This window comes from Cupriavidus sp. GW823-FHT07A04 (genome assembly GCF_058794615.1).
Genome location: NZ_JBXAHA010000005.1, coordinates 359,496 through 385,094 on the forward strand (window position 1 = coordinate 359,496; position 25,599 = coordinate 385,094).

The 25,599-nt window shown below is 66.2% G+C and carries 22 protein-coding genes; 11 read left to right on the forward strand and 11 right to left on the reverse strand.

The genetic code is table 11. From position 1 onward, the window contains the following. The first annotated feature begins 231 nt into the window (after window positions 1–231). Both AC1Q7Q_RS11505 and AC1Q7Q_RS11510 read left to right on the forward strand, forming a co-directional pair. Complete coding sequence (locus tag AC1Q7Q_RS11505; protein ID WP_492372741.1) at window positions 232–1,698, forward strand: N-acyl-D-amino-acid deacylase family protein; 1,467 nt, start codon at window positions 232–234, stop codon at window positions 1,696–1,698. 29 nt (window positions 1,699–1,727) lie between these two features. Then, window positions 1,728–3,071 carry an aspartate aminotransferase family protein gene (locus tag AC1Q7Q_RS11510; protein ID WP_492372742.1) on the forward strand — a complete coding sequence of 448 codons (1,344 nt, stop codon included), beginning with the start codon at window positions 1,728–1,730 and terminating at the stop codon, window positions 3,069–3,071. A 70-nt stretch (window positions 3,072–3,141) separates the two neighbouring features. On the opposite strand, the gene AC1Q7Q_RS11515 is transcribed toward AC1Q7Q_RS11510, so the two are convergent. After that, window positions 3,142–4,689 carry a glucan biosynthesis protein G gene (locus AC1Q7Q_RS11515; RefSeq protein WP_492372775.1) on the reverse strand — a complete coding sequence of 516 codons (1,548 nt, stop codon included), beginning with the start codon at window positions 4,687–4,689 and terminating at the stop codon, window positions 3,142–3,144. Window positions 4,690–4,930: 241 nt separating this feature from the next. On the opposite strand from AC1Q7Q_RS11515, the gene bglX reads away from it, so the two are divergent. Next, window positions 4,931–7,219 carry a beta-glucosidase BglX gene (gene bglX / locus AC1Q7Q_RS11520; RefSeq protein ID WP_492372776.1) on the forward strand — a complete coding sequence of 763 codons (2,289 nt, stop codon included), beginning with the start codon at window positions 4,931–4,933 and terminating at the stop codon, window positions 7,217–7,219. Between the two features lie 465 nt (window positions 7,220–7,684). Here the strand turns inward: bglX and AC1Q7Q_RS11525 are convergent, their stop codons facing one another. From AC1Q7Q_RS11525 to AC1Q7Q_RS11535, 3 genes are all read right to left on the reverse strand, one after another. Next, entirely contained in the window at window positions 7,685–8,005 is a 321-nt protein-coding gene (locus AC1Q7Q_RS11525; protein ID WP_183031142.1) for a calcium-binding protein, read from the reverse strand. Window positions 8,006–8,221: 216 nt separating this feature from the next. Further along, window positions 8,222–8,926, reverse strand: coding sequence for a methyltransferase family protein (locus AC1Q7Q_RS11530; protein WP_492372743.1), 705 nt, complete (start codon window positions 8,924–8,926; stop codon window positions 8,222–8,224). 238 nt (window positions 8,927–9,164) lie between these two features. Further along, on the reverse strand, window positions 9,165–10,043 hold the full coding sequence (locus AC1Q7Q_RS11535) for a LysR family transcriptional regulator (protein ID WP_492372744.1): 879 nt from the start codon (window positions 10,041–10,043) through the stop codon (window positions 9,165–9,167). Between the two features lie 164 nt (window positions 10,044–10,207). On the opposite strand from AC1Q7Q_RS11535, the gene AC1Q7Q_RS11540 reads away from it, so the two are divergent. The 8 genes from AC1Q7Q_RS11540 to AC1Q7Q_RS11575 all read left to right on the forward strand — a co-directional run bounded on the left by AC1Q7Q_RS11540 (window position 10,208) and on the right by AC1Q7Q_RS11575 (window position 17,660). Beyond that, window positions 10,208–10,642 carry a VOC family protein gene (locus AC1Q7Q_RS11540; RefSeq protein WP_253930999.1) on the forward strand — a complete coding sequence of 145 codons (435 nt, stop codon included), beginning with the start codon at window positions 10,208–10,210 and terminating at the stop codon, window positions 10,640–10,642. A 137-nt stretch (window positions 10,643–10,779) separates the two neighbouring features. Beyond that, on the forward strand, window positions 10,780–12,192 hold the full coding sequence (locus AC1Q7Q_RS11545) for an acetyl-CoA carboxylase biotin carboxylase subunit (protein ID WP_492372745.1): 1,413 nt from the start codon (window positions 10,780–10,782) through the stop codon (window positions 12,190–12,192). Then, window positions 12,189–12,950, forward strand: coding sequence for a 5-oxoprolinase subunit PxpB (pxpB, locus tag AC1Q7Q_RS11550; RefSeq protein WP_492372746.1), 762 nt, complete (start codon window positions 12,189–12,191; stop codon window positions 12,948–12,950). Before AC1Q7Q_RS11545 ends, pxpB begins: the two co-directional genes overlap by 4 nt. Continuing rightward, window positions 12,947–13,918: a 5-oxoprolinase subunit C family protein gene (locus tag AC1Q7Q_RS11555; protein ID WP_492372747.1), complete on the forward strand. Its 972-nt coding sequence runs from the start codon at window positions 12,947–12,949 to the stop codon at window positions 13,916–13,918. The genes pxpB and AC1Q7Q_RS11555 overlap by 4 nt, the downstream gene beginning before the upstream one ends. Then, the gene (locus AC1Q7Q_RS11560; protein ID WP_492372748.1) at window positions 13,911–14,675 is read left to right on the forward strand and encodes a LamB/YcsF family protein; all 765 of its coding nucleotides are present in this window, start codon (window positions 13,911–13,913) and stop codon (window positions 14,673–14,675) included. Before AC1Q7Q_RS11555 ends, AC1Q7Q_RS11560 begins: the two co-directional genes overlap by 8 nt. Window positions 14,676–14,692: 17 nt before the next feature. After that, window positions 14,693–14,932 (forward strand): acyl-CoA carboxylase biotin carboxyl carrier protein subunit, encoded by a 240-nt coding sequence (locus tag AC1Q7Q_RS11565; protein ID WP_492372749.1) that lies wholly within the window; start codon window positions 14,693–14,695, stop codon window positions 14,930–14,932. Window positions 14,933–15,468: 536 nt separating this feature from the next. Then, window positions 15,469–16,812 (forward strand): MFS transporter, encoded by a 1,344-nt coding sequence (locus AC1Q7Q_RS11570; RefSeq protein WP_492372750.1) that lies wholly within the window; start codon window positions 15,469–15,471, stop codon window positions 16,810–16,812. Between the two features lie 20 nt (window positions 16,813–16,832). Continuing rightward, window positions 16,833–17,660 carry a putative hydro-lyase gene (locus AC1Q7Q_RS11575; protein ID WP_492372751.1) on the forward strand — a complete coding sequence of 276 codons (828 nt, stop codon included), beginning with the start codon at window positions 16,833–16,835 and terminating at the stop codon, window positions 17,658–17,660. Window positions 17,661–17,728: 68 nt separating this feature from the next. Here AC1Q7Q_RS11575 and AC1Q7Q_RS11580 read toward each other — a convergent pair whose 3' ends face one another. The 7 genes from AC1Q7Q_RS11580 to AC1Q7Q_RS11610 form a co-directional block, all read right to left on the reverse strand. Beyond that, complete coding sequence (locus AC1Q7Q_RS11580; protein ID WP_492372752.1) at window positions 17,729–19,189, reverse strand: N-acyl-D-amino-acid deacylase family protein; 1,461 nt, start codon at window positions 19,187–19,189, stop codon at window positions 17,729–17,731. Window positions 19,190–19,201: 12 nt separating this feature from the next. Continuing rightward, window positions 19,202–20,188, reverse strand: coding sequence for a Bug family tripartite tricarboxylate transporter substrate binding protein (locus tag AC1Q7Q_RS11585; protein WP_492372753.1), 987 nt, complete (start codon window positions 20,186–20,188; stop codon window positions 19,202–19,204). Between the two features lie 81 nt (window positions 20,189–20,269). Continuing rightward, entirely contained in the window at window positions 20,270–21,352 is a 1,083-nt protein-coding gene (locus AC1Q7Q_RS11590) for a threonine ammonia-lyase (protein ID WP_492372754.1), read from the reverse strand. Window positions 21,353–21,394: 42 nt separating this feature from the next. Then, window positions 21,395–22,381, reverse strand: coding sequence for an N-carbamoyl-D-amino-acid hydrolase (locus tag AC1Q7Q_RS11595; RefSeq protein WP_253927682.1), 987 nt, complete (start codon window positions 22,379–22,381; stop codon window positions 21,395–21,397). 262 nt (window positions 22,382–22,643) lie between these two features. Further along, on the reverse strand, window positions 22,644–23,600 hold the full coding sequence (locus AC1Q7Q_RS11600) for a LysR substrate-binding domain-containing protein (protein ID WP_492372755.1): 957 nt from the start codon (window positions 23,598–23,600) through the stop codon (window positions 22,644–22,646). Between the two features lie 123 nt (window positions 23,601–23,723). Next, window positions 23,724–24,548, reverse strand: coding sequence for an N-formylglutamate deformylase (hutG, locus tag AC1Q7Q_RS11605; protein ID WP_492372756.1), 825 nt, complete (start codon window positions 24,546–24,548; stop codon window positions 23,724–23,726). Further along, on the reverse strand, window positions 24,545–25,573 hold the full coding sequence (locus AC1Q7Q_RS11610; protein WP_492372757.1) for a hydroxyacid dehydrogenase: 1,029 nt from the start codon (window positions 25,571–25,573) through the stop codon (window positions 24,545–24,547). The genes hutG and AC1Q7Q_RS11610 overlap by 4 nt, the downstream gene beginning before the upstream one ends. Window positions 25,574–25,599: the final 26 nt, after the last annotated feature.

The window sequence follows — 25,599 nt, forward strand, 5'->3', positions numbered from 1 at the left end:
ATCTCGTTTATTTGCAAAGAAACATATGTTGCATAAGCGGGCGCGCTTTCTTATACTTCACCGACGCCGGCAGCGCTTCTTTGGCCGGTCCCGCCTTGAAGGCGAAGTTCGCGGCCCCAATGCGCACAGGCGCACAGGCGCGGACCAGCTTTGCGGCCCTGGAGGGCGTGAGGTGGGCGGAGGTTGTCAAGCAAGCGGGAATCGAACCACGGTAAGCAGGGGAGAGAAGTCATGTCGGCATTACCCATGGAGGCCGCCAGCATTGCAGATTTGCTGTTTCGGCGCGCGACGCTGGTCGATGGCACGGGCGCGCCGCGGCGGATCGCGGATGTCGCCGTCGCCGGCGGCCGGGTCGTTGCCGTCGGCGACCTGGCCGGCATGCAGGCCAGGGCAGTGATCGACGCGGCGGGCCGCGTGCTGGCGCCGGGCTTCATCGATTCCCACACGCACGACGACGGGTACCTGCTGGTGCATCCGGAGATGGAACCCAAGGTTTCGCAGGGCATCACCACGGTGGTGACAGGCAACTGCGGCATCAGCGTGGCGCCGCTGGTCATCGGCGATCCGCCACAGCCACTGGACCTGTTGGGGCCGGCGGAACTGTTCCGGTTCGCCGAGTTCGCCGACTGGCTGAATGCCATGCGCGCCAAGCCGGCCAACGTGAACGTGGTGCCGTTGCTCGGCCACTCGACGCTGCGCGTCAAGGCCATGCCGGACGTGAGCCGCGAGGCCAATGCGCAGGAAGTGGCCGCCATGCGCGTGGAGGTGGAAAAAGCCATGCAGGCAGGCGCCTTCGGCGTATCCACTGGCACCTTCTATCCGCCGGCCGCTGCCGCCACGGAGCAGGAGATCATCCAGGTCTGCGAGCCGCTGCGGGCATTCGGGGGCATCTACTCCACCCACCTGCGTGACGAGACCGACGATATCGTGCCCTCGATCGAAGAGGCGCTCAGGATCGGTGGGGCGCTGGATTGCCGCATCGTCTTCTCGCATCACAAGGTGGCAGGCAAACGCAATCATGGCCGCTCCGTGGAGACCCTGGCCATCCTGGAGAAAGCCTCCAGGCTGCAGCCGCTATGCCTGGACTGCCATCCCTATCCCGCAACCTCGACCATGCTCCGGCTGGACCGCGTACGGCAATCCACACGCACCATGATCACCTGGTCCAAAGGCTACCCGGAAGCGGGTGGCCGGGATTTCCAGGAACTCATGCAGACACTGGGGCTGGACGAACATGGCCTGCTGGAACGGCTGAAGCCCGCCGCCGCCATCTACTTCATCATGGATGAGGCGGACGTCGAGCGCATCGCCAGCTTTCCCCTGACCATCTTTGGCTCGGACGGGCTCCCGTTCGACCCACGGCCCCACCCGCGCCAGTGGGGTACGTTCCCGCGCATCCTCGCGCGGATGGTGCGTGAGTCCGGGCTGATGACGCTTGAGCAAGCCGTTCACAAGATGTCCGGGCTTGCCGCCGAGCAATACGGACTCACGGACCGCGGGCTGGTCCGGGCCGGCCAGTTCGCCGACCTGGTCCTGTTCGACGCGCAACGTGTGCAGGACCACGCCACCTTCGAGGATCCGATCCGCCTCAGCGAGGGCATCCACGGCGTCTGGGTCAATGGCCAGCGCGTGTGGGAAAACACACACGTTATCCCGGCATTTTCCGGCCAGGTTCTGACGCACCGCCCGCGTCCCTAATTCGACATTTCGTTTCCACACCAGACACCATGACCCACGTATTCCACCGCAATCCCCGCCAGACGCTTGCCGTGGCAGTTTCCGGCAAGGGCATCGAGCTCATCGACAGCAATGGCAAGCACTATATCGACGCTTCGGGCGGGGCCGCGGTGTCCTGCCTGGGCCACGGGCATCCCAGGGTGATCGAGGCGATCAAGCAGCAGGTCGACTCGCTCGCCTACGCGCATACGTCGTTCTTCACCACCGAAGTGTCGGAAGAACTGGCCCGCACCTTGGCGCAAGCGGCGCCCGGCGATCTGAACCACGTCTACTTTGTCTCGGGCGGCTCGGAGGCGGTCGAGGCCGCGTTGAAGCTGGCGCGGCAGTATTTCGTGGAGATCGGGCAAACGCAGCGCCGCCACTTCATCGCGCGCCGCCAGAGCTACCATGGCAACACGCTGGGGGCGCTGGCCATCGGCGGCAATGCATGGCGTCGCGAGCCGTTCCTGCCCCTGCTGGTGCCGGCGCACCATGTGGCGCCGTGCTACGCCTACCGCGACCAGGAAGCGGGCGAGACCGACCAGCAGTACGCGCAGCGCCTGGCCGACGAGCTCGAAGCCAAGATCCTCGAACTTGGCCCGCAGAGCGTCGCCGCGTTCGTGGCGGAGACGGTGGTGGGCGCGACCGCCGGCGCGGTGCCGCCGGTGGCGGACTATCTCAGGCGTATTCGCGCTGTCTGCGACAAGTACGGCGTGCTGCTGATCCTCGACGAAATCATGTCCGGCATGGGCCGCACCGGCTACCTGTTCGCGTGCGAGGAGGATGGCGTGGTGCCCGATATCGTGACCATCGCCAAGGGCCTGGCCGCGGGCTATCAACCGATCGGCGCAATGATATCGAGCAGCCGCATCTATGACGCGGTGGTGGGCGGCAGCGGCTTCTTCCAGCATGGGCACACGTATATCGGCCATGCCACGGCTTGCGCGGCGGCACTGGCCGTGCAGCGCACCATCTCCGGGGACCATCTGCTGGAGAACGTGCTGGCGCGCGGCGAGCAGCTCCGCGCGCGGCTGCGCGAAACGCTGGGCGACCACCCCAACGTTGGCGACATCCGCGGCCGCGGCCTCTTTGTCGGCGTGGAGTTCGTGGCCGACCGCGAGACCAAGGCGACGCTGGACCCCGCCCTGAAGATGCATGCCCGGCTCAAGTCCACCGCCATGCACAACGGGCTGCTGATCTATCCGATGGGCGGCACCGTGGATGGCGTGCGGGGCGACCACGTGCTCTTTGCGCCGCCGTTCATCTGCACGGCGCAGGATATCGACCGCATCGTCGAGCGCTTTGCCGCGTCGGTGCAGACCGTGATGCCGGCGACCCGCGGCGCGCTCGCCTGAGCCGGGACGCCAGGCGCAGGACGGGGGGGCGGCACGGCGCAACAGGCGGTCGTATTTCGTATTGCCCGTATTATTTGCCGCCGACCGAATACGGCGGCATCTGGTAGCTCCACGTTTCGCTCAGCGTCTTGTCGCCGGACACCAGCGCCGCGCGCATTTCCACCACCTGCTTCGGATCCTTGACCTTGATCCGCAGGTTCAGCCGCCAGCCCTTGATGACGGGATTGGGTTCCACCACCCTGTCGATGATCTCGGCGTTGCTGCTCACGCTGACCTGCGCGCCCACCTGCGTGCCCGGGGGAAGGCTCGCCAGCACGGGGCCTTCGAAGTCAACCACGATGCCTGTGCTGCCATCCAGGTGGCGGATCAGGTTGGCCTGCGTGATTTCTCCTGCGGAGCGCAGCGTCTGCCTGACCGAGGCCAGGTTCTTGTCCATCAGGGCGCGCTCGTCAAGGGTCCAGTGCATCGTGTAGTCCGCCTTCAGGGGCTGGCCCTTGGGCGGCAACTGGTCCGGCGTCCAGAAGGCGACGATGTTGTCGTTGGTCTCGTCAGGCGTGGGGATTTCCACCAGCTCGACCTTGCCCTTGCCCCAGTCGCCCTGGGGCTCGATCCAGGCGCTTGGCCGCAGGTCATAACGGTCCTTCAGGTCTTCATACGAGGAAAACTCGCGGCCCCGCTGGAGCAGGCCGAAGCCCCTGGGGTTGGTGACCTGGAAGGTGCTGATGGCGAGGTTGCGCGGATTGTTCAGCGGGCGCCACAGCCATTCGCCGCTGCCGGTATGGATGGCAAGGCCGTTGGAGTCGTGCAGGGCCGGGCGGAAGTTGTACTGGTCGCGCTGCTGGTTCGGCCCGAACAGGAACATGCTGGTCAGTGGCGCCACGCCGAGCTTGGCGACGGGGCCGCGCAGGAAAATGCGCGCCTGCACCTTGAGGACCGCGTCCTCGCCGGGGTAGAGATCGAAGCGGTAGGCGCCGGTGGCACGCTGGGAATCAAGCAGCGCATAGAACACCAGGTGCTTGTCCTGTGGATCCGGCCGCTCGATCCAGAACTCGCGGAAGGCCGGAAACTCCTCTGCGATGGGCAGCCCGGTATCGATGGCCAGGCCGCGGCTGGACAGGCCATAGACCTGGTTCTTGCCGATGACCCTGAAGTAGCTGGCGCCCAGCACGCTCATGATCTCGTCGAGCTTGTCGGCCCGGTTGATCGGGTAGAGCACCCGGAAGCCGGCATAGCCGAGCTTGCCGGTCGCGGACTTGTCCAGCTTCAGGTCGCCGAAGTCGAAGCGCGCGGGATCGTACCTGATCTCATGGACCGCGCCGCCCACGATCTCGTTGATGCGTACCGGGCTGCCGAACTGCATGCCCTGGTGGTAGAAGCCCAGGCGGAACGGCGTGCCTTGGTCCTTCCACTCCAGGTTGTCGCGCTGGGGCTGGATCTTGATGTAGTCGGCAAACTGCATCTGGCTGAACACCGGGGGCAGGTTGCTGACCGGTGCGGCATAGGGCTTGTCGGCCAGGGTCTTGGCGCGGGGCACCACGTCGTCCAGGGAGAACGCGCTGGCCTGGCTGCCCGCCAGCAACGCCCCCGCGGCCAGCAGCGTTGGCAAGGCGATTTGCATCTTGTTACGAAACGACGCGGCGATGACGGCAAGAACCACGAATCTCTCCAGAAAAACAGGTTAAGCAAGGCTGCCGCGTCACATGCGGCGGCAGCAGATAGTGTAGTGGCGGTAAACTGCGCTCGCAGTGCAGAAAGATAAACGATAGCGTATTTCGCTTCGCGTGCCTGTCAGGCAGGAAACGCGCACCACCTGCGGGGCAGCTACCTTGTCGCGCCACCTGGATAACACTCAGATGAGAATGCTCTCTTTGCTGGCCCTGTCGGCCAGCCTGGTTTGTTCCCCGGTTCTTGCCGGTACCGCGCCGGCTGCCGCCGGCGACAAGAATGCCTTCGTCGCCGATCTCATAGGACGGATGACGCTGGAGGAGAAGATCGGGCAATTGCGCCTGATCAGCATCGGCGAGGACATGCCCCAGCCCCAATTGCTCAAGGAGATCGCGGCGGGCCGGGTAGGCGGCACGTTCAACTCGGTGACGCGCAAGGACAACCGGCCGATGCAGCAGGCGGCGGTGGAGCGCAGCCGCCTGAAGATCCCCATCTTCTTCGCCTACGACGTGGTGCACGGGCAACGCACCATCTTCCCGATCAGCCTGGGCCTGGCATCGAGCTGGGACATGGAAACCGTGGCGCAGAGCGCGCGCGTCTCGGCCATCGAAGCCAGCGCGGATGGCCTCGACATGACCTTCGCGCCGATGGTCGACATCTCGCGCGATCCGCGCTGGGGGCGCACGTCGGAAGGGTTTGGCGAGGATCCGTACCTGGTCTCGCTGTGCGCGCAGGCCAGCGTCAGGGGCTTTCAGGGAACCTCCCTGGCCAACGCAGATAGCGTGATGGCGGTGGTCAAGCACTTCGCGCTGTACGGCGCGGTGGAAGGCGGGCGCGACTACAACACGGTCGACATGAGCCCGCTGCGCATGTACCAGGACTACCTGCCGCCGTACCGCGCCGGCATCGATGCCGGCGCCGGCGGCGTCATGATTGCGCTGAACTCGATCAACGGCGTGCCGGCCACATCCAACACATGGCTGTTGCGGGACCTGCTGCGCAAGAGCTGGGGCTTCAAGGGCATCACGGTGAGCGACCACGGGGCCATCGACGAGCTGACCAAGCATGGCGTGGCCAAGGATGCGCGCGAGTCCGCCAAGCTCGCCATCCTGGCCGGCGTCGACATGAGCATGCACGACTCCGCCTACCGGGACCACCTGCCCGAACTGGTGAAATCCGGCGAAGTGCCCATGCGCGTCATTGACGACGCGGTGCGCGAGATACTGGGCGCCAAGTACGACCTGGGACTGTTCCAGGAACCCTTCAAGCGCATCGGCGCCGCGGAGCAGGACCCGGCCGACGTCGACGCGCCGAGCCGCCTGCATCGGGAGGCCGCACGCGCCGCCGCGCGCAAGTCGCTGGTGCTGCTCGAGAACCGCGAGCGCACGCTGCCGCTGAAGAGGGCCGGCACGGTCGCGCTCGTCGGGCCGCTGGCAGATGCGCCCATCGACACCATGGGGAGCTGGTCGGCTGCCGGCAAATCCGCGCAGACGGTGACGCTGCTCCAAGGCGTGCGCGACGCGCTCGGCGGCAATGGCCGCGTGGTCTATGCCCGCGGCGCGAACGTGACCGACGACGCTGGCGTGGTCGGGTACCTGAACTTCATGAACTGGGACAAGCCCGAGATTGTCCAGGATAAGCGTGCCCCGGGGGACATGATTGCCGAAGCCGTGGCGGCAGCGCGCGGCGCCGACGTGATCGTGGTGGCCGTGGGCGAGTCGCGCGGCATGTCGCATGAAGCCTCGAGTCGTACCACCTTGTCGCTGCCGGGCAGCCAGGAGACGCTGCTCAAGGCGCTCAAGACCACCGGCAAGCCGATGGTGGTGGTGTTGATGAACGGCCGCCCGCTCACCATCAACTGGGTGAAGGACAACGCCGACGCCGTGCTCGAGACCTGGTACGCCGGCACCGAAGGCGGCCATGCCATTGCCGACGTGCTGTTCGGGGACTACAACCCTTCGGGCAAGCTGCCCGTTTCCTTCCCGCGCTCGCTCGGGCAGATCCCCACCTACTACAACCAGCTGCGTATCGGGCGCCCGTTCGTGCCGGGCCAGCCGCCAAACTACACCTCGCAATACTTCGAGGAAACGTCCGGTCCGCTGTACCCGTTCGGCTACGGACTGAGCTATACGGACTTCAGCGTATCCGGCATCACGCTGTCGAGCCCCACCATGCCGCGCGGTGGCCGCATCGAGGCGAGCGTGACGGTGAAGAACACCGGGCAGCGCGATGGCGAAACCGTGGTCCAGCTCTATATCCAGGACGTTGCCGCTTCCGTGGTGCGGCCGGTGAAGGAACTGAAGGACTTCCACAAGCTCATGCTCAAGGCAGGCGAGGAGCGCGTGGTGCGTTTTGCCCTCGATGAGGACAAGCTGAAGTTCTTCAATGCCAAACTTGACTATGCCGCCGAGCCGGGGGAGTTCAAGGTCCAGATCGGGCTGGATTCGCAAGCTGTGCGTGAGCAGGGCTTTGTGCTGCAGTAGGGGAGAGGTGAGGGCTTGGGAAAGTGCGTTGATTGCGCGCGCGGTCTCAGCCCGCTGGCCTGAATAGGGGTTTATGCCAGCTTTTCGCCGGCGCCGCGTTGCGGTCTACTGAAAGCGAGTTGAGACGTGGCTGGCGTGTGGAACAGATACTGCCGTGCTTTCCACAAATGATCAGCCGTGGATTCCTACTTCAGGAGACAACACCATGGTGACCAAGCAGGACGATGCATTCGTTTTGAAAAACCTTCTCGCGCTGGCGGCAGTGGAAGCGCTAGGCGGCGCGATTGCGCTAGGGTTCGCCTTCAACCTCCTGACCTGACTGGAATATCGCCAGGGACCGTCCATCATTAAATAAGCATTAAATAAGCATTAAATAAGCACTAAAGCTCCCCGGCACTGGCCTGGTTCTGGCCAGCACGCCGGGGAACTCGCCTTGACCCTACCTTGAGGGCCAGCGCCGTCAGCTCAGTTCAGGCTTCCCGGATTTTGTGCCGCAGCGCGCTGTTTGGACTTGGCCGCCCAGTACGCGCCAATCTGCTTCTGCGTGATCTCGCCCTTCTTCTTGGCGTCGATCGCGTCGAAATTCTTGTAGACCTCGGGCATGCCCGCCTCCGCTTCCTCTTTCGTCAGCTTGCCGTCGTGATTAGTGTCGGCAGCAGCGAACTTTTCCGCGAATTTTGCCTTGGCTTCCTTTGCATTCATCGGCTGCTGTTGCGCGCCGACGCTGCCGGCGGCGAAAAAGGCGAGCAGCGCCAGGCTGGCTGTTGATACTAGCCGTGGAATCATTAGCGTCTCCTTGAACACTTCGATGGTGGGGCCTGCCGGTCTGGCGGATGTCCGCGATCGGCGGGCTTTTGCAGGAATCGGGGAGCAATCGATTCCCCCAGATCCTTGGCTATGATCATCGTTGGCTTTCCGGTGTTCGGGTATTTAGATATTTCGGGATCTGAGATTAGAATTTTCCCAATCCAGGGGGGCGAGCCGGGTAATCCCTAGCGCCACTTAAAACACGCCGGGAATGACGCGATATCGCACATTGGCCTGATACGCGCGATAGGCGGGATCCTGGCCCAGGAGTTGTTCTTCCCTGAACATCCGGCCCGTTTGCAAGGCATAAAGGCCGCCGTAGAGCAGTGCATTGCGCCAGCCAAAGTTGGCCAGCAGGAAGCCAAGGTCCGTCACCAGATAGCTGAGATAAATGGGGTGGCGCACGAGCCGGTACGCGCCGCGCGACACCACGCCGCGATTGGCGGGCAGGATGCCGAAGGAGCCGCGCAGCGATAGCTTGGCGAATAGCTGGAACAGGATGCCGGTGATTTCCAGCGTTGCGCCGACTGTCTCGGGGACAAGGCGAACGCCGGGGTCGAGTTCGATCCCGAGATAGTAGAAGCTGCCGCCAATCGACATCACAAAGCTCAAGGGGCGCATGTCGCGCCTTTCGGGGATCCGCGAGAACAGCGACAAACCTACGGTCAGCACCGTGGCAACCACGAGCAGCAGCAAGGTGATGCGCTCGGGCGCCAGGCGCCACTGCGCGTAAGCGCTATAGGCGAACAGGCTCAGCAACAGGACGACGCCCAGGCGCGCGGACACCTCCATCACCATCTCACGCACTTGTGGCCGGATGAATCTGATAGAGAATCCACCGCCGTTGCGCGCATTGACCCGATTGGCGCTACGCGACTTTGCGTCGCTATCGTTATGCATTCCCTGAGACCTCTCTGTTTTTATAAGGCAAGCCTGCATGACCCGCGCGGGACATCGTCATGCCGCGTCGGATGGATTCAGCGTGCCAATCATGAGCAGAGATTACGCCGGGATGCGGGTGCAACCCATATCCCCCTAACGAGGGGACAACCTTGCGCCTCGCGTGTCAGGCAGCCGCGGGGCGCGCGGGAGGGGGGCGACATCGTGCAAGCCGGTGGCGGGCGGGATGTGCGCCTGCCTACACCTTGCTGCCCGACGCCGCCTCGCTGATGTACTCGGCGAGCCGGCTTGCCACCGGCTGACGGCTATGGCGTGGCCGCTCCACCAGGCCGATCTCGCGGTGAAAGGTATCGTCGCCAAGCGGCAGGGCAGTCACGCCGTGGGGCCAAGGGCCTTGCGCCGCCGTTTGCGGAATCAGCGCCACGCCAAGGCCGCGCGCCACCAGTTGCACGATGCCCTGCAGCTCGTCCAGCTCGATGGCGTCCTGTACCGCCAGCCGTGACTGTCGCAAGAACTGGTCGACCAGCCGGCCACCGAACGAGCTGCGGTCATAGCGGATAAAGGGCGCGGATTCCAGCGCGTCGCTCCAGGCCTGGCCTGCCATGGCGGCCGGCGCCAGCAGCACGAACGGCTCCATCACCAGCGTGCGCCACTCCAGCTCCGACGGCAGCGCAAAGGGAGGCCGGATCATCACCGCGATATCGATCTCGCCCGCATCCACCTGGCCAAGCAGGTTCAGGGACACGCCCGGCACAACGCGGATCCTGCAGCCGGGCAGCTCGGCGCGGAAGGCGGCCATCGCGTCGATCAGGAACGACACCTGAGCCGAGGCGATCGAGCCCACCCGCACCATGCCGCTGCGCTCCGTGGCGCCGCCGTGCTCGCCGATGCGCGCGTAGAGCGCCATCAGTTCCTCCGCCAGCGCCAGGGTTTCCCGGCCGGCGGCGTTCAGCCGCGCCGAGCGGCCCGTGCGGTCGAACAGGGAGAAGCCAAGCTCTTGCTCGAGGCGGTGGATCTGCGCGCTGACAGCCGACTGGGTCAGCCCGATGCGCGCGCCCGCGCTGGCAAAGGTGCCGTGCCGGGCTACGGCGATAAAGGTCTTGAATTCGCGCAGCATGATCGTTTCATCAATTTTCGTGTAGCTAAGGTCAAAAATATATCGCTTTTTTTAATTGGTTGCCATGCCTAGACTTTCCCTCATTGGTTCACCGGCCGGCGTTGCCGGCGGCGGGCCAAGACCCGACCCACACAACACTTCGAACACTTCGATCCCCAAGCGCCATGAGCGAAATCACTCCCGTCCTCGCCCCGTTCCACCTTGCCTTCCCCGTCCACAGCATCGCCGCCGCGCGCGAATTCTACGGCGACCTGCTGGGCTGCCCCGAAGGGCGCAGCGCGCCGGACTGGGTGGATTTCAACTTCTACGGCCACCAGATCGTGGCCCACCTGGCGCCGGAAGAAGCAGGCCACCGCCACACCAGCGCCGTGGATGGCGATGCCGTGCCGGTGCGCCACTTTGGCGTGGTGCTGCCGATGGATCAGTGGCATGTCGCTGCCGACAAGCTCAAGGCCGCCAACCTGTCGTTCATCATCGAGCCGCATATCCGCTTCAAGGGCGAGGTAGGCGAGCAGGCCACGATGTTCTTCCTCGATCCGTCGGGCAATGCGCTGGAGCTCAAGGCCTTTGCCAATATCGCTTCGCTGTTCGCCAAGTAACACGAACATCGGATCCACATCGGATCCACGTCAGACCAGAGTGAGACCGGCCACAAGGCCGGCCGCCGCACGCGGGGGCAGGGCTTACCCGCCCCGCGTGCATCGCCCCCACGCAGTAGCTGCAAGAGTTAGTCGATATGCGAAGAATCCTGGTTGCCAACCGTGGCGAGATTGCCTGCCGCATCATCCGCGCCGCGCAGGCGCTCGGCATGGAAACCATCGCCGTGCATTCCGCCGCCGATGCCGGCGCGTTGCACTGCGAGATGGCCGATATTGCCGTCGCGGTAGGGCCCGCGCCGGCGGCGCAGAGCTACCTGAATGTGGAGGCGGTGCTCGCCGCGGGCACGGCGCATGGCGCCGATGGCGTGCACCCAGGCTATGGCTTCCTCTCCGAGAACACCGCGTTTGCCCGTGCGGCGCAAGCGCAAGGCATGCAGTGGATCGGCCCGTGCGTCGAGTCGATCGAGAACATGGGCGACAAGAACCGCGCCCGCGATATTGCCGCCGCGTGCGGCGTGCCGGTGCTGCCCGGCAGTATCCGCTTCCTGCCCGAAGACCTGTCGCGCCTGCACGCCGAGGCCCGGCGCGTTGGCTATCCCGTGCTGGTCAAAGCCGCCGGCGGCGGTGGCGGCATCGGCATGAAACGCGTCGACGGGCCAGACACGCTGGCGGCCACGGTGGCGTCCACCCAGGCGCTGGCCCTGAAGGCCTTTGGCGACGCCAGCATCTACCTGGAGCGCTACGTGCCGCGCGCCCGGCATATCGAGGTGCAGGTGTTTGGCTTCGGTGACGGCACGGCGGTGCACCTGTTCGAGCGCGAATGCTCGGTGCAGCGCCGCTTCCAGAAGATCATTGAAGAAAGCCCGGCGCCCAATGTGCCGGCCGCCGTGCTGGCCAGCATGAGCGCGGCTGCGGTGGCGCTGGCCGCGCACCAGCGCTACAGCGGCGCGGGCACGGTCGAGTTCATTCTCGACGCGGACAGCGGCGAGTACTTCTTCCTGGAGATGAACACGCGCATCCAGGTGGAGCATGGCGTGACCGAGGCCATCACCGGCTGGGACCTGGTGCAGGCGCAGATCCGGCTCGCCGCCGGCACGCTCGCACCCAGCGCGCAGCATGATATCCGGCGGGCAGGCGCGGCCATCGAGTGCCGGCTTTATGCCGAGAACCCGGCGCGCCATTTCATGCCATCGCCGGGCAAGCTGGCGCGCTTTTGCCTTCCGACGGGCATGGCCGGGCTGCGCGTGGACACCGGCGTGCGCCAGGGCGATGCGATCACGCCGTTCTACGATCCGATGATCGCCAAGCTGATTGCCTATGGCACCGACCGCGAAGCCGCCATCGCCACCATGCAGGCGGCGCTCGGTGCAACCGTGATCGAAGGCATCCGGCACAACGCCGTGTTCCTTGGCCGCGTGCTGGACCATGCGGACTTCCGGGCCGGCCGCGTCGATACCGGTTTTGTGGAGCGCGAGCTGGCGGTGCTGGTGGGCGAGTCGGCCGCGCCGGTGGCAGTGCCCGCGCCATCCGCCGTGGCGGTGCGGGCATGATCGCGCAGGACACGCAACATGCCGCGCCGGACGCGCAAGCGTCCTGGCGGATCGCGCCGTCCGGCGATCGCTGCCTGATTGTCGAGTTCGGCACGGTGGCGGAAATCGCCATCAATCGCCAAGCCTGCGCGGCAGCGGTGCGGATCGCCGCCGCGGCCTTGCCCGGCGTGACCGACATCGTGCCCGCCCTGACCACCGTGGGCGTGCACTACCAGCCGATTGCCGTGGCCCGCGCGATGGGTACCAGCGCCCCGTTCGAGGCGCTTTCGGCCATGATCGGCGAACTCCTGTGCGAAGGGCTTTCGTCAAACGCGGGCGCGCCGCTGGTGATCGATATTCCCGTCTGCTATGGCGGCGAGCACGGTCCCGACCTGGACGATGTGGCAGCCACCTGTGGCCTGTCGCCCGAGCAGGTCATCGCGCTGCATGGTGCCGAGCCGGTCGATGTGCTGATGCTGGGCTTCGCACCGGGGCATCCCTATGTGGGCCGCTTCGACGCGCGCCTTTCGCCGCCGCGCCGCAGCACGCCGCGTACCGCGGTGGCGGCGGGCTCGATTGGCCTGGCCAATCGGCAGACCGTGATCTATCCCATGACCTTGCCGGGTGGCTGGAACCTGATCGGGCGCACGCCCGTGGCGCTGTTTGACCCGCATCGCGCGTTGCCGTGCCTGCTGGCCGCCGGCGATCGTGTGCGCTTCGTGCCGATCTCTTCCGACGTATTTGAATCCATGCTGGCGGGCGGAGGCGTGCAACCATGAGCATCGAAGTCATCAAGCCCGGTGCGTTGAGCACCTTCCAGGATCTCGGCCGCAACGGCTACCAGCAACTCGGCGTGCCGGCCAATGGCGCCATGGACGAGCGCGCCCACCGGCTGGCGAACGCGCTGGCCGGCAACGCCGCGGCGCAAGCCACGCTGGAGATCACGCTGATGGGCCCCACGCTGCGGTTCCATGTGCCGGCCGTGATTGCCGTGTGCGGCGCGGATCTGGATGCCATGCTCGACGGCGCGCCCGTGCCGATGAACCGTGCGGTGCCCGTCGCCGCAGGCGCGGTGCTGGCCTTCGGCAAGCGCCGCAGCGGCCTGCGCGCTTACCTTGCGGCGCAGGGCGGCTTTGCGCTGACGCCGGTGATGGGCAGTTGCAGCACCTTTGTGCGCGGCGGCTATGGCGGCGCGGCCGGCAAGCCGTTGCGCAAGGGCGACCGCATTGCCTTGCGTGGCGGCGTGCCCGCACCGGTCCGCGATGCCGGTTTCCCGGCGCTTCCGGCGTTTCCGGCCGATGTCCTCACCGCGCCCGATCAGCCTGTACGCATCGTCGCCGGGCGCGAATGGGCGCGCTTCTCCGACGCCGCCAGGCATGCGCTTGTCAGCGAGCCGTTTCGCATTGGCGCGCAATCGGACCGCATGGGTTATCGCCTGGAAGGCTTGCCGCTCGCGCTGGCTGCGCCTGCCGAGATGCTGTCCGAGGCCGTGGCCTTCGGCACGATCCAGGTGCCGCCCGACGGCCAGCCCATCGTGCTGATGGCGGACCGCCAGACCACTGGCGGCTATCCCAAGATTGCCCATGTGTGCGCGGTGGACCTGCCGCGCCTGGCGCAAAAGATGCCGGGCGAGACGGTGCGCTTTGCCTTGATCGATCTGCCGGAAGCCCAACGCCTTGCCATGCTGCAAGACGCAGTATTCGACGCCATGGATACGCAAACGGCAGGGGAGCACGCGCATGGATGAGATCGATTTCAACAGCGATATGGGCGAGAGCTTCGGCATCTACCGCCTTGGCGACGATGCGGCCGTGCTGCCGCATGTCACCTCCGCCAACATCGCCTGCGGTTTTCACGCAGGCGATGCGCAGACCATGGCAGCTACCGTGTGCGCCGCCAGTGCGCTCGGCGTCTCGCTCGGCGCGCATCCGGGCTTTCCGGATCTGCAGGGTTTTGGAAGGCGCGCCATGCAGCTCGGCCGCGAGGAGGTCTACAACATCACGGTCTACCAGGTTGGCGCCCTGCAGGCGTTTGCCGCCGCGGCCGGCAGCCGGCTCGCGCATGTGAAGCCGCACGGTGCGCTGTACAACCAGGCCGCGCGCGATGGCGTCATGGCGCGCGCGCTGTGCGAGGCGGTGCGCGATGTGGATCCGTCGCTGGTGTTCTACGGCCTGGCCGGCTCCGCGCTGGTCACGGCCGCGCGCGAGGCCGGACTCGCGGTGGCGCAGGAAGTCTTTGCCGACCGCACGTATCAGGACGATGGCTCGCTGACCCCGCGCAGCCATCCCGCCGCCATGATCACCGACGTGGAGGCGTCCATCGCGCAGGTATTGCGCATGGTGCGCGACGGTGTGGTGCGCTCGCTGGGTGGCGTGGACGTGCCGGTCCGGGCGGACACGCTCTGCATCCACGGCGACCAGCCGGGTGCGGCCGGGTTTGCCCGCCGCATCCGCGCCGCGCTGGAGGCGGAAGGTATCACGGTGCGTGCACCGCAATCACGATAGCAACGGACAAACAGAATATGCCCCACACAAAATCCCCCATATCCATCGTGGCAGACACCGCCGGCACCCTCTGGAAACTCGTGGCGCAGCCTGGCGAGATGCAGGTAAAGGATGCCACGCTGCTGATTATCGAATCCATGAAAATGGAAATACCGCTTGAGGCCGGATCGGCTGGTTATATTGAATCGTATTGCGTGGCCGAGGGTGAGATGGTGGAAGAAGGGCAGGTATTGGGCAGTTTTATTCCCGCTGCTTGAAATCGCGCTATTGATAAAGCTGTAAATCCGCCGCTGACATTGATTTTGTGGCGTCGGCCCGGCCGCACGGCCTGGCTGTTTTCTCAATGATTCCGTGGGTTGGGAGATTAATCACCAGCTGGCTGTGAACGATACCGGTTTCGGTGCGTTCCATGCCCCAGGCGGGACGAAAGGTTCATTGTTGTGGTGCGGCGGGGCGCATTGAATCCCCGAGTCAGATGGCTTTTTTTAGTCAGGAATCGTAACGCCCGGAATTCCGTGTTTTTAACGAAATAGCCGCTGGCATGCTTGTTGCAAAGTATCCGGTGTAATCGATGAAGCATGAATCCCGGCGGCATTTAAAGGCCCGCGATTCCCGGCAGGTGGTTAGCTCTCCGGAAATAAAAACAAGACGCGAGCCCGCCCTGTGCGCCAGGAAGTTTCAGGCACAGGACGGCCATCGCGGCAGGTATTCGTGCTTCAGCGCTGGTTCATCCAGGCGTTTCACCACGCCTGGACTGGATTTTCTACCCCGTTGCATCCTGGAAACTGACAATATGTCCAACGCCCCCACCTCATCCCTGCCGATGCCCGACGTGGCGCCGGCATCCACCCCTGCCACGGCGCCGGCAACCGGCAATGCCGTCGCCCGCAAAGCCGCCATGGCCGCCGCCGCCGGTACCGCCATCGAGTATTACGAGTTCGGCGTGTACGGCTATATGGCCTCTACCATCGGCCCGCTGTTCTTCCCTAGCGACAGCGCCACGGCTTCGCTGCTGGCCATCCTGGCCGTGTTCGGCAGCGCCTTCCTGATGCGCCCGATCGGCGGCATCGTGCTTGGGCGCCTGGGCGACCGCGTTGGCCGCCGTGCCGTGCTACTGGTCACCGTGATCGGCATGGGCATCGCCACCGGCATCATCGGCCTGCTGCCGGTGGCTGCCAGCGCGGGCATCGTCGCGCCGTTGCTGCTGCTGGCGATTCGCCTGGCGCAGGGCTTCTTCGCCGGCGGCGAAGTCACCGGCGCGGCTGCCTATGTGGCTGAGTCCGCGCCCAAGGGCAAGCGCGGCTTCTACGGCGCCTTCACGCCGGTGGGCGTGGCCGTGGGCGGCGCGCTGGCTGCGACCGTGTGCGGCATCACCACCGGCTTGCTGGAGCCTGCGCAGATGCAGGCGTGGGGCTGGCGCATTCCGTTCCTGATGGCGATCCCGATGGTGGTGATCTCGTCGATGGTGCGCAAGCGCGTGGAAGAGTCCGTGGCCTTCAAGCAGTTCCAGGAACACAGCGAGCCGCCCAAGGCGCCGCTCAAGGAAGTCTTCACCGCGCACATGCCCGCCGTGGTCAAGGTGGTGCTGCTGTCCTTCGGCCAGAACGTGGGCTACTGGGTGGGGCTGGTGTTCATGAACATCTACATGACCACCTATCTCAAGTACGACAAGGCAACGGTGTACTGGATCATGGCGTTCGTCAGCCTGACCATGGCCATGCTGATGCCGCTGTGGGGCGGGCTGTCCGACCGGCTCGGCCGGCGCAAGGTGCTTGCCATCGGCTTTTGCGCCTACATGGTGCTGGTATTGCCGATGATGATGCTGATGGACAACCACAGCATCGGCCTGGCCTTTCTCGCGATGATGGTGGTGGCGCTGCCCATGCCCATCGTGCAGTCCGTCGGCTACCCGACCTATGCCGAGCAGTTCCCGACCCGCGTGCGCTACACCGGCATGGCGTTCAGCTTCAACATCGGCGCCATCCTTGGCGGCGGGCTCACGCCGTATGTGGCCACCGCGCTGATCGGCAGCACCGGCAACCTGCTCAGCCCGGCCTACCTGCTCATGGGGGGCGCGGCAGTCAGCCTGCTGGCCCTGCTGGGCGTGAAGGAAACCGCCCGCCAGGCCCTCGACTGATGACGGAGCGCAACCGGAGCATGGAGATGGAAAGAAGCATCCACGCCGCGGCCGGGCTTGCCCCCGGCTGGGCCGCCACGCCGGCTGGCGCCCGTGCCGGCATCCGCAGCGGCCGGTACAACGGCAATACCAGCGGCATGGCGCCCGGCCATGGGCAGGGCAACCTGATGATCCTGCCCAAGGCCTGGGCCGGGGATTTCCTCGGGTACTGCCGGGCCAACCCGGTGCCATGCCCGCTGATCGGCATGACCGAAGCGGGCAGCCCGGCGGTGCCGATGCTCGGCGGCGATATCGACCTGCGCACCGACGTGCCGCGCTACCGCGTGTGGCGCCATGGCGAACTGGTGGAGGAGCGCGACGATATCAGCACGCTCTGGCAGGACGATTTCGTGGGCTTTGTGCTGGGCTGCTCGCTGTCGTTCGAGGACGCGCTGGAACGCGCTGGCTTGCGCGTGCGGCACGTGGACGAAGGCAAGATCGTGCCGATGTACCGCACCAGCATCCAGACCACGCGCGTCGGCGCCTTCCATGGGCCGATGGTGGTGTCGATGCGGCCTTACACGCCGGAAGAGGCGTCCATCGCCTCGGCCGTGTGCACCCGCTTGCCGGGGGCGCACGGGGCGCCGGTGCATATGGGCGACCCCGCCGCGATCGGCATCGCGGACATCGGCCGCCCGGACGAAGGCGAGCCGACCGCGATCCTGGCCGGGGAGATTCCGGTGTTCTGGGGGTGTGGGGTGACGCCGCAGGCGGCGGCCATGATGGCGCGTCCGCCGCTGTGCATCACCCATGCGCCGGGGCACATGCTGGTGTGCGACGTGCCTGCCGATGGGTTGAGGTTACTCTGAGCGCAGGGAGATGAGGTGTCACGAAGGATGGCACTGGAGCTAGCGGGAACCGCACGCAAATGCGTGCGCTAAGCTCGGGCGGTATCGTTGCGGCGGATCACCGCCCCGGCGCGGGCGCCGGTGCTCTCGCCGCTGCTCCACGCGATGGCGCCATTGACGATCACCGTCTCGATGCCCCTCGCGGGCGCGACAGGGCGCGCGAAAGTCGCCATATCGGCCACGCTGGCGGCATCGAAGATGGTGATGTCCGCGAAATTCCCGGGTGACAGTATCCCGCGCCCCGGTAGCCTGAAGTAGCGGGCCGTCAAGCCCGTCATCTTGTGCACGGCCTGCTCGAGCGGGAAAAGGCCGAGGTCCCGGCAGTAGTGCCCCAGCACGCGCGCAAACGTGCCCCAGAGACGCGGATGCGGCGCGGCGTCGTGGGGCAACCCGTCGGAGCCTATCATGGTTTCGGGATAGGCGAGGATGCGCTGCACATCCTGCTCGTCCATCAGGAAGTAGATCGCGCCTGCCGGCTGCAACGCGTCGACGGCGTCCTCGGGCGAGAGGCCCATCGTTGCCGCAATGACGTCGAGGTCCTGTCCGGCGAACTCGGGATGTGGTACCGAGCGCGTTACGATGACGCGGCTCGACACCGCGAGCCGGTCCTTTCGCAAAATTGTGGAACCAGCGTTATATGGATAGCAGTCGAGTCCGATCGGCTGACGCTGCGCCGCGTTAGCAATGTGCCTCAGCGTGTCGACCGAGCGTCCGTGGTTCTTTGGGCCGATCAGCTTGTGATGCGAGACCACGACTGGCGCGCCGCCCGCCGCGCCGACCTCGAACGCTTCGTCAAGCGCCTCGTGGATCCGATCGCCCTCATCGCGGATATGGCTGGCGTAGACACCGCCGTAGCCGCGCATGACCGCCGCCACGGCGGCCATTTCGCCAGTCGTGGCGGACATCGCGGCAGGATAGGCGGCCCCGGTCGAGAGCCCGATGGCGCCGCTCTCCATGGCGCCGCGCAGCAATGCCTGCATCGCCGCGATCTCTGCGTCCGTCGCCGCCCGGTCCAGCCGGTCCATCACCGCGGCCCGCAGCGTCGTATGGCCGACCAGGCAGGCCGCGTTGACGGCAGCGGGATGCTGCGCCAGCTCGGCGAGATAGTCGCCGAACGCGGGGTAACGAAAGAGGGCCGGGTCGGCGCCGAGCAGGTCAAGCGGCGGCGGAACGGTCTGTCCCGGAGGCGCACGCCAGGGCGCCAGGCTGATCCCGCAATTGCCCGTCACGACCGTGGTAACGCCCTGGCTGAGCTTGGCCGGCATCAGTGGATCGAGCGTCAGATAGCGGTCGTCGTGCGTATGCGAGTCGATGAAGCCGGGGGCGACGATGCGGTCCCGCGCATCGATCACCACCGCCGCGGAGTCGGACGCCAGCGCGCCCAGTGCCGTGATACGCGATCCGTCGACCCCGATGTCGGCGAGCCTGCGCGGTGCGCCGGTGCCGTCAATCACCGTGCCGCCGCGAATCAGTATGTCGAATTGCGCCATGTTCCTTGCGCCTCAGTCGATTGCCGCGCCGGAACTCTTGATCACTGCGGCCCAGACCGGCCGCTCCTTGCGGGCAAGATCGAAGAACGCGCCGCGCGGCCCCGTGGTGACCTCGTACGCCATGTCGGCCAGCCGCGCTTTCATGGCGTCCGAGTTGGCCGCCTTATTGAAGGCCTTGTTGAGAAAGTCGAGGATCTGCGGGTCGGTCGCGGCGGGCGCGACGTAGCCGGTCCATGCCACCGCCTGGTAATCCTTCAACCCCGTCTCCGCCATGGTCGGCAGCTTCGGCAGGCGGCTGTCGCGGCGTGCACCGGTGACGGCGAGCGGCACGACGCTGCCGTTCTTCAGATATGGCGAGATCGACGTAATGTTCTCGAAGACCAGATCCACTTCGCCGCGCATCAGCGCCAGATCCGCTTCGGGACCGCCCTTGTATGGAATATGTGTAATGGACACACCCGCCATCGCCTTGAACATCTCGGCGCTCAGATGGCCCGTGGTGCCGTTGCCGCCCGAGCCGACGGAGAGCTTGCCCGGCGCGCTCCTGGCCAGCGTGATCAGTTCGGAGACCGATTTCACGCCGAGGTCCTTGCGCACGGCCAGCACGTTCTGCACGAATCCGGTCAGGGCTACGGGCGCCAGTTGCTTGTCGGCGTCGTAGGGCAGCTTCTTGTACAGGGACTGGTTGATGGCCAATGTGCCGGCGTTCGCGAAGCCGATGGTGTAGCCGTCGGCCGGCGCGTTGATCACAGCCTGCGTGCCGATGATGCCGGACGCGCCCACGCGGTTGAGGACCACGATCTGCTGCCCGATTTCATGGCCGACCGCATCGGCCAGCAAGCGCGAGACGATGTCGGGCGTCGTACCTGCATTGAATGGGACAATCAGCGTGATGGGGCGCTCGGGATAGGCTGCGAAGGCGTTCGCCGTGAGCAGCATGGCGGCGGCCGTCAGCGACATTCGCCTGAGTAGCCGGTCGAAATGGCGGAGGAGAGACATGGTGGTATTCCTTTCGTGGTAGGCAAGTTGGCATCTAGGCCGGCTCGCGCCAATGCGCGCAGGGCCGGTGACACGGCTGTCTTAGGTACCGTGCACGGCGGCTGCAGTGGGCTGCAGCATCGTTTGAAGCAAGGGCAGATCGATGTTGCCGCCGGACAGGACGATGACGCCGTCGCGGCCTTCGAGATCGATCACGCCGGCGAGCAAGGCCGCCAGCGCGACGGCTCCGCCGGGCTCGACCAGCAACCGAAGCTCCTCGAGCGCGAAGCGAATGGCGGCGCGGGCCTGCGCATCCGTGACCGCCACCGCGCCGTCGAGAAAGCGCTTGTTGATCTCGAAGGGTAGTTCGGCTGGCGTGGTGGCCTGCAACGCGTCGCAGAGCGTTGTGGCGCCCGCCGCATTGATTTCCCTGAGGCCGCTGCGCAGCGAGCGCACCGTGTCGTCGAAACCGGCGGGCTCGGCCGCGATCAGCCGCGTGCCTGGATTCAATGCGTCGACAACCAGGCCGCAACCGGCCATCAACCCGCCGCCGCCGCAGGGCGCGGCGAACAGGCCGAGGTTGTCGAGCGCGGCCTCGGGCAGGTCCTGCAACGCCTCGAGGGCCACCGTGCCCTGGGCGGCAAGCACCGCAGGATGGTCGCCCGGCGGAATCAGCGTGCCGCCGGTTTCGCCGAGCAGCCGCATCCCGATCGCCTCGCGGCTCTCATGGAGGCGGTCGTAGTGAACGACGCGCGCACCCTGGGCCAGCGCGCGCTCGACCTTGTTGCGTGGCGCATCGATCGGCATCACGATGGTCGCCGCCACACCGAGCTGGCGCGCGGCCCAGGCGATCGCCTGCCCGTGATTGCCGGTGGAATAGGCGATCACGCCTTTCGCGCGCTGGTCGCCGCGCAGCGACAGCAGGGCATTGAAGGCGCCGCGTGCCTTGAACGAGCCCGTGACCTGCAGGTTCTCGGCCTTGAGCCAGACCGGCGCGCCGGCAATGGCGTCGAGTGCCGCCGAACGCAGCAACGGCGTGCGAACGACATGGGGCGCGATGTCCAGGGCCGCCAGCTCGACGTCGGTGAAATCGGGGACGCGCATGTCACCCAGCATCTCGTGCCGGATCGCGTGCGCGGGTCGTGGTCGTGCCGGATGGACATCCGGGGTTTCGGTTGGCTGCATGGAGAAGGCCCGTGGGTGGTCGAAGAAAGACAGGAAACGGGATCAGCGCGCCGGCCAGGTCGGCGGAGCCACGCTGCCGACCTGGTCCGTGATGCGTGAATACGCCTCGACGCGGCGATGCAAACCGAAGTTGAAGACGGTAGACCGGCCCAGTTTGCACAGGTCCAGGTTGCAGTCGGCCACGATGAGCTCGTCGTCCCAGCTGGTGGCCTGCGCCATGATTTCGCCTTGGGGATTGACGATGATCGAATGGCCGAACATTTCGTGGCCGTCCTCGGTCCCGGCCTTCGCGACGGCAACCGCGAAACACGCGTTCTGATAGCAGCCCGCCTGAATCGACAGCTGGGAGTGGAACACGCGCAGGTGATGAGCCTCGAAGCCGCGATTCTCCATGTTCATGCTTGGCGTGTTGTAGCCCAGCATGACGAGCTCGACCTGCTGCAGCCCGAGCACGCGCCAGGCCTCTGGCCAGCGGCGGTCGTTGCAGATCATCATGCCCATGTTCACGCCCTCGGCCTCGCCGACCGGCGCCCGGACCACCGGGAAGCCGAGATTGCCGACTTCGAAATAGCGCTTCTCGAGGTGCTGTACCTTGCGCGCCGGCGCGTACTCTGCGTGGCCGGGCAGATGGACTTTCCGGTACTTGAGGATCACCTCGCCCGACGGTGCGATGATCACCGAGGTGTTGAACCGGCGCTTACGCATGACACCGGCTTCATCGGGTTCATAAGCGATCTCGGCGTAGCCCAGATAAACCGTCAGGCCAAAGCGGCGGATTGCCTCGAACAGTGGCGCAGTCTCCGGCGAGGGCAGCGCCGCCTCGAACCAACGGTCGGCCTCGTCGAGGTCCTCGTGGTACCAGCGTGGAAAGAACGTGGTCAGCGCGAGTTCGGGGAACACGACGACCTGTGCGCCGCGCCGATAGGCACGTTCGAGCAGTTGGACCATCCGCGCGACCGCGATCTCGCGTCCTTCGGACTTCTGGATGGGCCCGAGCTGGGCGGCGGCGACGGTGATGATGCTGGACATGTACTGGAGCCTCTGGTGCGATGGGGTGGTGTCGAGTATAGGGACGCGATACCGCCCTTGAAATGCGGCGCCCCGCGCGCCGGCAGTGCGCGCATTGGCGCCGTCTCGCAAGCCCAACGCATTGATTTGAAAGGAACAAATGCCTCGGGAGCAGCCCCGGTTCGCAGCCGCCTCATAGCCCCTCGTTATGGGTCCTGGGCAATATGTGATGGGGCGCGGTGGTGGTCTGTGGCAATCGCGCCACCGCGCCGCCAACCGCCGCTCAGGCGAACATCGGCGGGCGCTGCGCATCCCCACGCGGTGCGGCGTCCAGCAGGTGCACGAGCGTGGCAAGAAAGCCTTTGGCAAGGGTCGACATCGGGCTCTGCCGCGAATGGATCAGGTAGATCTTGTGACTGAGCGCCGGGCTGATCGGCTTGAGCACGACGTCGTCCGATGCGGATGCTGTGTATCCGAACGACTCCACCAAGGCCACCCCGACACCCTGGCGCACCAGCGCCATGGCTTCGGGTGTCGAGCGAATCTCGATGTCCGGCGTGAGTGGCCCCTGGCCCGACGACAGGAAATGCGAGGAGAGCTGGCCGAAAGGGGTGTCTGCGCCATAGCCGATGAAGGTCTGGCCGCGCAAGTTGCTGGTTGTCACAACGTCCAGCGCCGCTAGCGCGTGTCCCTTGGGCAGCGCGCACAGGATCCGCCCCTCGCCGATTTCCCGGGTCCGGAGATTCGCGCCGTCGGGCGGCGCCATCGATGCAATGCAGAGGTCTGCGTGCCCCTGCACCACGAACGGCAGCAAGGCGTCGAACGGCATGGGCCGGTAGTGGACACGGACGGCGGGATGCCGCAGCCGGAAGCGCTGGATGGCGCGCGGCATCAGCCATTCGCTGTAGCTCGGACTAGAGACAATCGACAACTTGCCTTGGTTCTGTTCGCCCAGGCTGCTGGCCACCGCATTGAACTGGGCGACGCCCTTGAGGATGACCTCGACTTCCTCGAACAGCCGGCGCGCCTCCGGCGTGGGCTGCAGCCGTCCCTTGACCCGTTCGAACAGCAGGAACCGCAGGCGGCTTTCCGCGGTTGCCAGCACCCGGCTGATTGCCGGCTGTGACACGCACAGCATGCGCCCGGCCTCGCTCAGCGAGCCGGTGACCATGATCGCGTGGAAGACTTCGATCTGGCGAAGGTTCAGGGGTATGGCGGGAGGCCTGCTAACGGCTGACATACAAGGTGGCGCCAAGGCACAAGCGCGGTAACGGCAAGAGGGGCCCGTGACGACGCAAGAAGCGCGCCATCGGGCGGCGGATCCACGCCGACCGTCGGGCGCGAGCGAGGTGTCAAGCCTGATTCAAGCCTGTGCGTCGGCCGCGACGGGCCGCAGCGTTGCCATTGCCGCGAGCGCTCCGCCTACCATGTCGCGCAGTGTTGGCCACAGCCTCGCGGCCAGGTCTTCACGGTAGCCGAACGGTGCCGCTTCATCCATGTAGATGGCCTGCGCCATTTCGAGTTGCACCGCGTGCACCCCCCGCTGCGGCTGGCCGTAGTGCCGCGTGATATGCCCGCCTCTGAAACGATCGTCGGCGACCCACGAGAAGGGACTGGCCGACGCGGCGGCGATGACGGCCTCGCGCAGCGCCGGCGCGCAACTGGCACCGCTGTTGGTGCCGATGTTCAGATCTGGCAAGCGGCCCGCGAACAGGCGGGGCAGCACGCTGGCGATCGAGTGCGCTTCCCACAACAGCACGTGCCCGTGCACTTGGCGCAGGCGCGCGATCTCGGCGGCCAGCGTGCTGTGATACGGATTCCAGTAATCGCGGATACGGTCCGCGATCTCGGCGGAGGACGGAGACTCGGGATCGGGATACAGCGGCTCGCCCAGGAATGTGTCGCGTGGGCAAAGCGCCGTGGTGTTCTGGCCCGGATAGAGGCTTTCGCCGTTGGCGGGGCGGTTCACGTCGATCACGTAGCGCGAGTAGTTGGCTGCCACGACGGAGGCGCCCAGCGTTGTCGCGAACGCGTAGAGACGCCCCAGATGCCAGTCGGTATCGGCACGCACGCGCGCCACGTCTTGCATTTGCGCGGCGAACGCGTCGGGCAACAGCTCGCCGCCGTGCGGAATCGAGACTACCAGGGGAATGGTGCCCTGCGTCAGCTTGCAAACGGGGGGATTCATGACTGGACTTCCTTGGATGGCGTGATAACGGGAACGCGCCTGCGCAACCACACGCGCGCGTCGAGAAGGTGTTTCGGTTGCCGCCCCGCGAACACGTCGATGATCTGTTCGGCGCATTGGAGTGCCGTGGCATGTAGCGCCTCCTCGGTGGAGCCGGCAAGGTGCGGGCTCAGCACGACGTTGTCGAGCCCGGCCAGCGGGGACGCCGCGCAGAGCGGCTCCTGCGCGAAAACGTCCAGTCCGGCGCCGAAGAGCCTGCCTTCCTTTAGCGCCGCGGCCAGCGCGGCTTCGTCGATCAGCCCGCCGCGCGATGTATTGATGACGATGGCGCGTGGCTTCATGTTGCGCAGCGCCTTCGCATCGAGCGTGTGGCGCGTGTCGGCACGCAGCGGACGGTGCAGGGAGACAACGTCGGAGGCCGCCAGCAGCTCGGGCAGCGCCGATACCCGCGTCGCGCCGTGCGCTTCGACCTCGCACGTCGGCGCGCTGGGCGACCACACCAGCACGCGCATGCCGAGTCCCGCGCGCGCCATGTCGCAGACCAGGCGCCCCGTGCGGCCGAAGCCGATCACGCCGAGGGTCTTGCCACGGAGCGAGAGCATCGGTGCCGCGTATCGGTAGCGCCAGTCTGACTGCCGCGTGGCTGCGTCGGCCAGCGGCGCCCGGCGCGCGACCGCGAGCATCAGCATCAGCGTGTGTTCGGCCACGGCGCCGATGTTGGCGTCGGGCGTGGACACCACCGGGATGCCCAGCTCATGCGCATGGGCGACCGCGATCTTGTCGGTGCCAGTGCCATGATTGCTGATGACTGCGAGCCGCGGTGCGGCATCGATCATCGCGGCGGTCAGACCTTCGCGCACGATCACAGCGTCGGCGCCCGCGACTTCACGGATGCGAGCGGCTTCGTCACCGGCCTGGCCCGGGCGCACATCGAAGCCCGCGGCGCGCAGGCGCTCCGCGCCGATGGGGTGGATGGGCTGGGTAATCAGGCAGACTGGCATGGGCGTTGCACGGGAATCAGGCATGGGGTGTGTTGTGAATGGCGATGTGG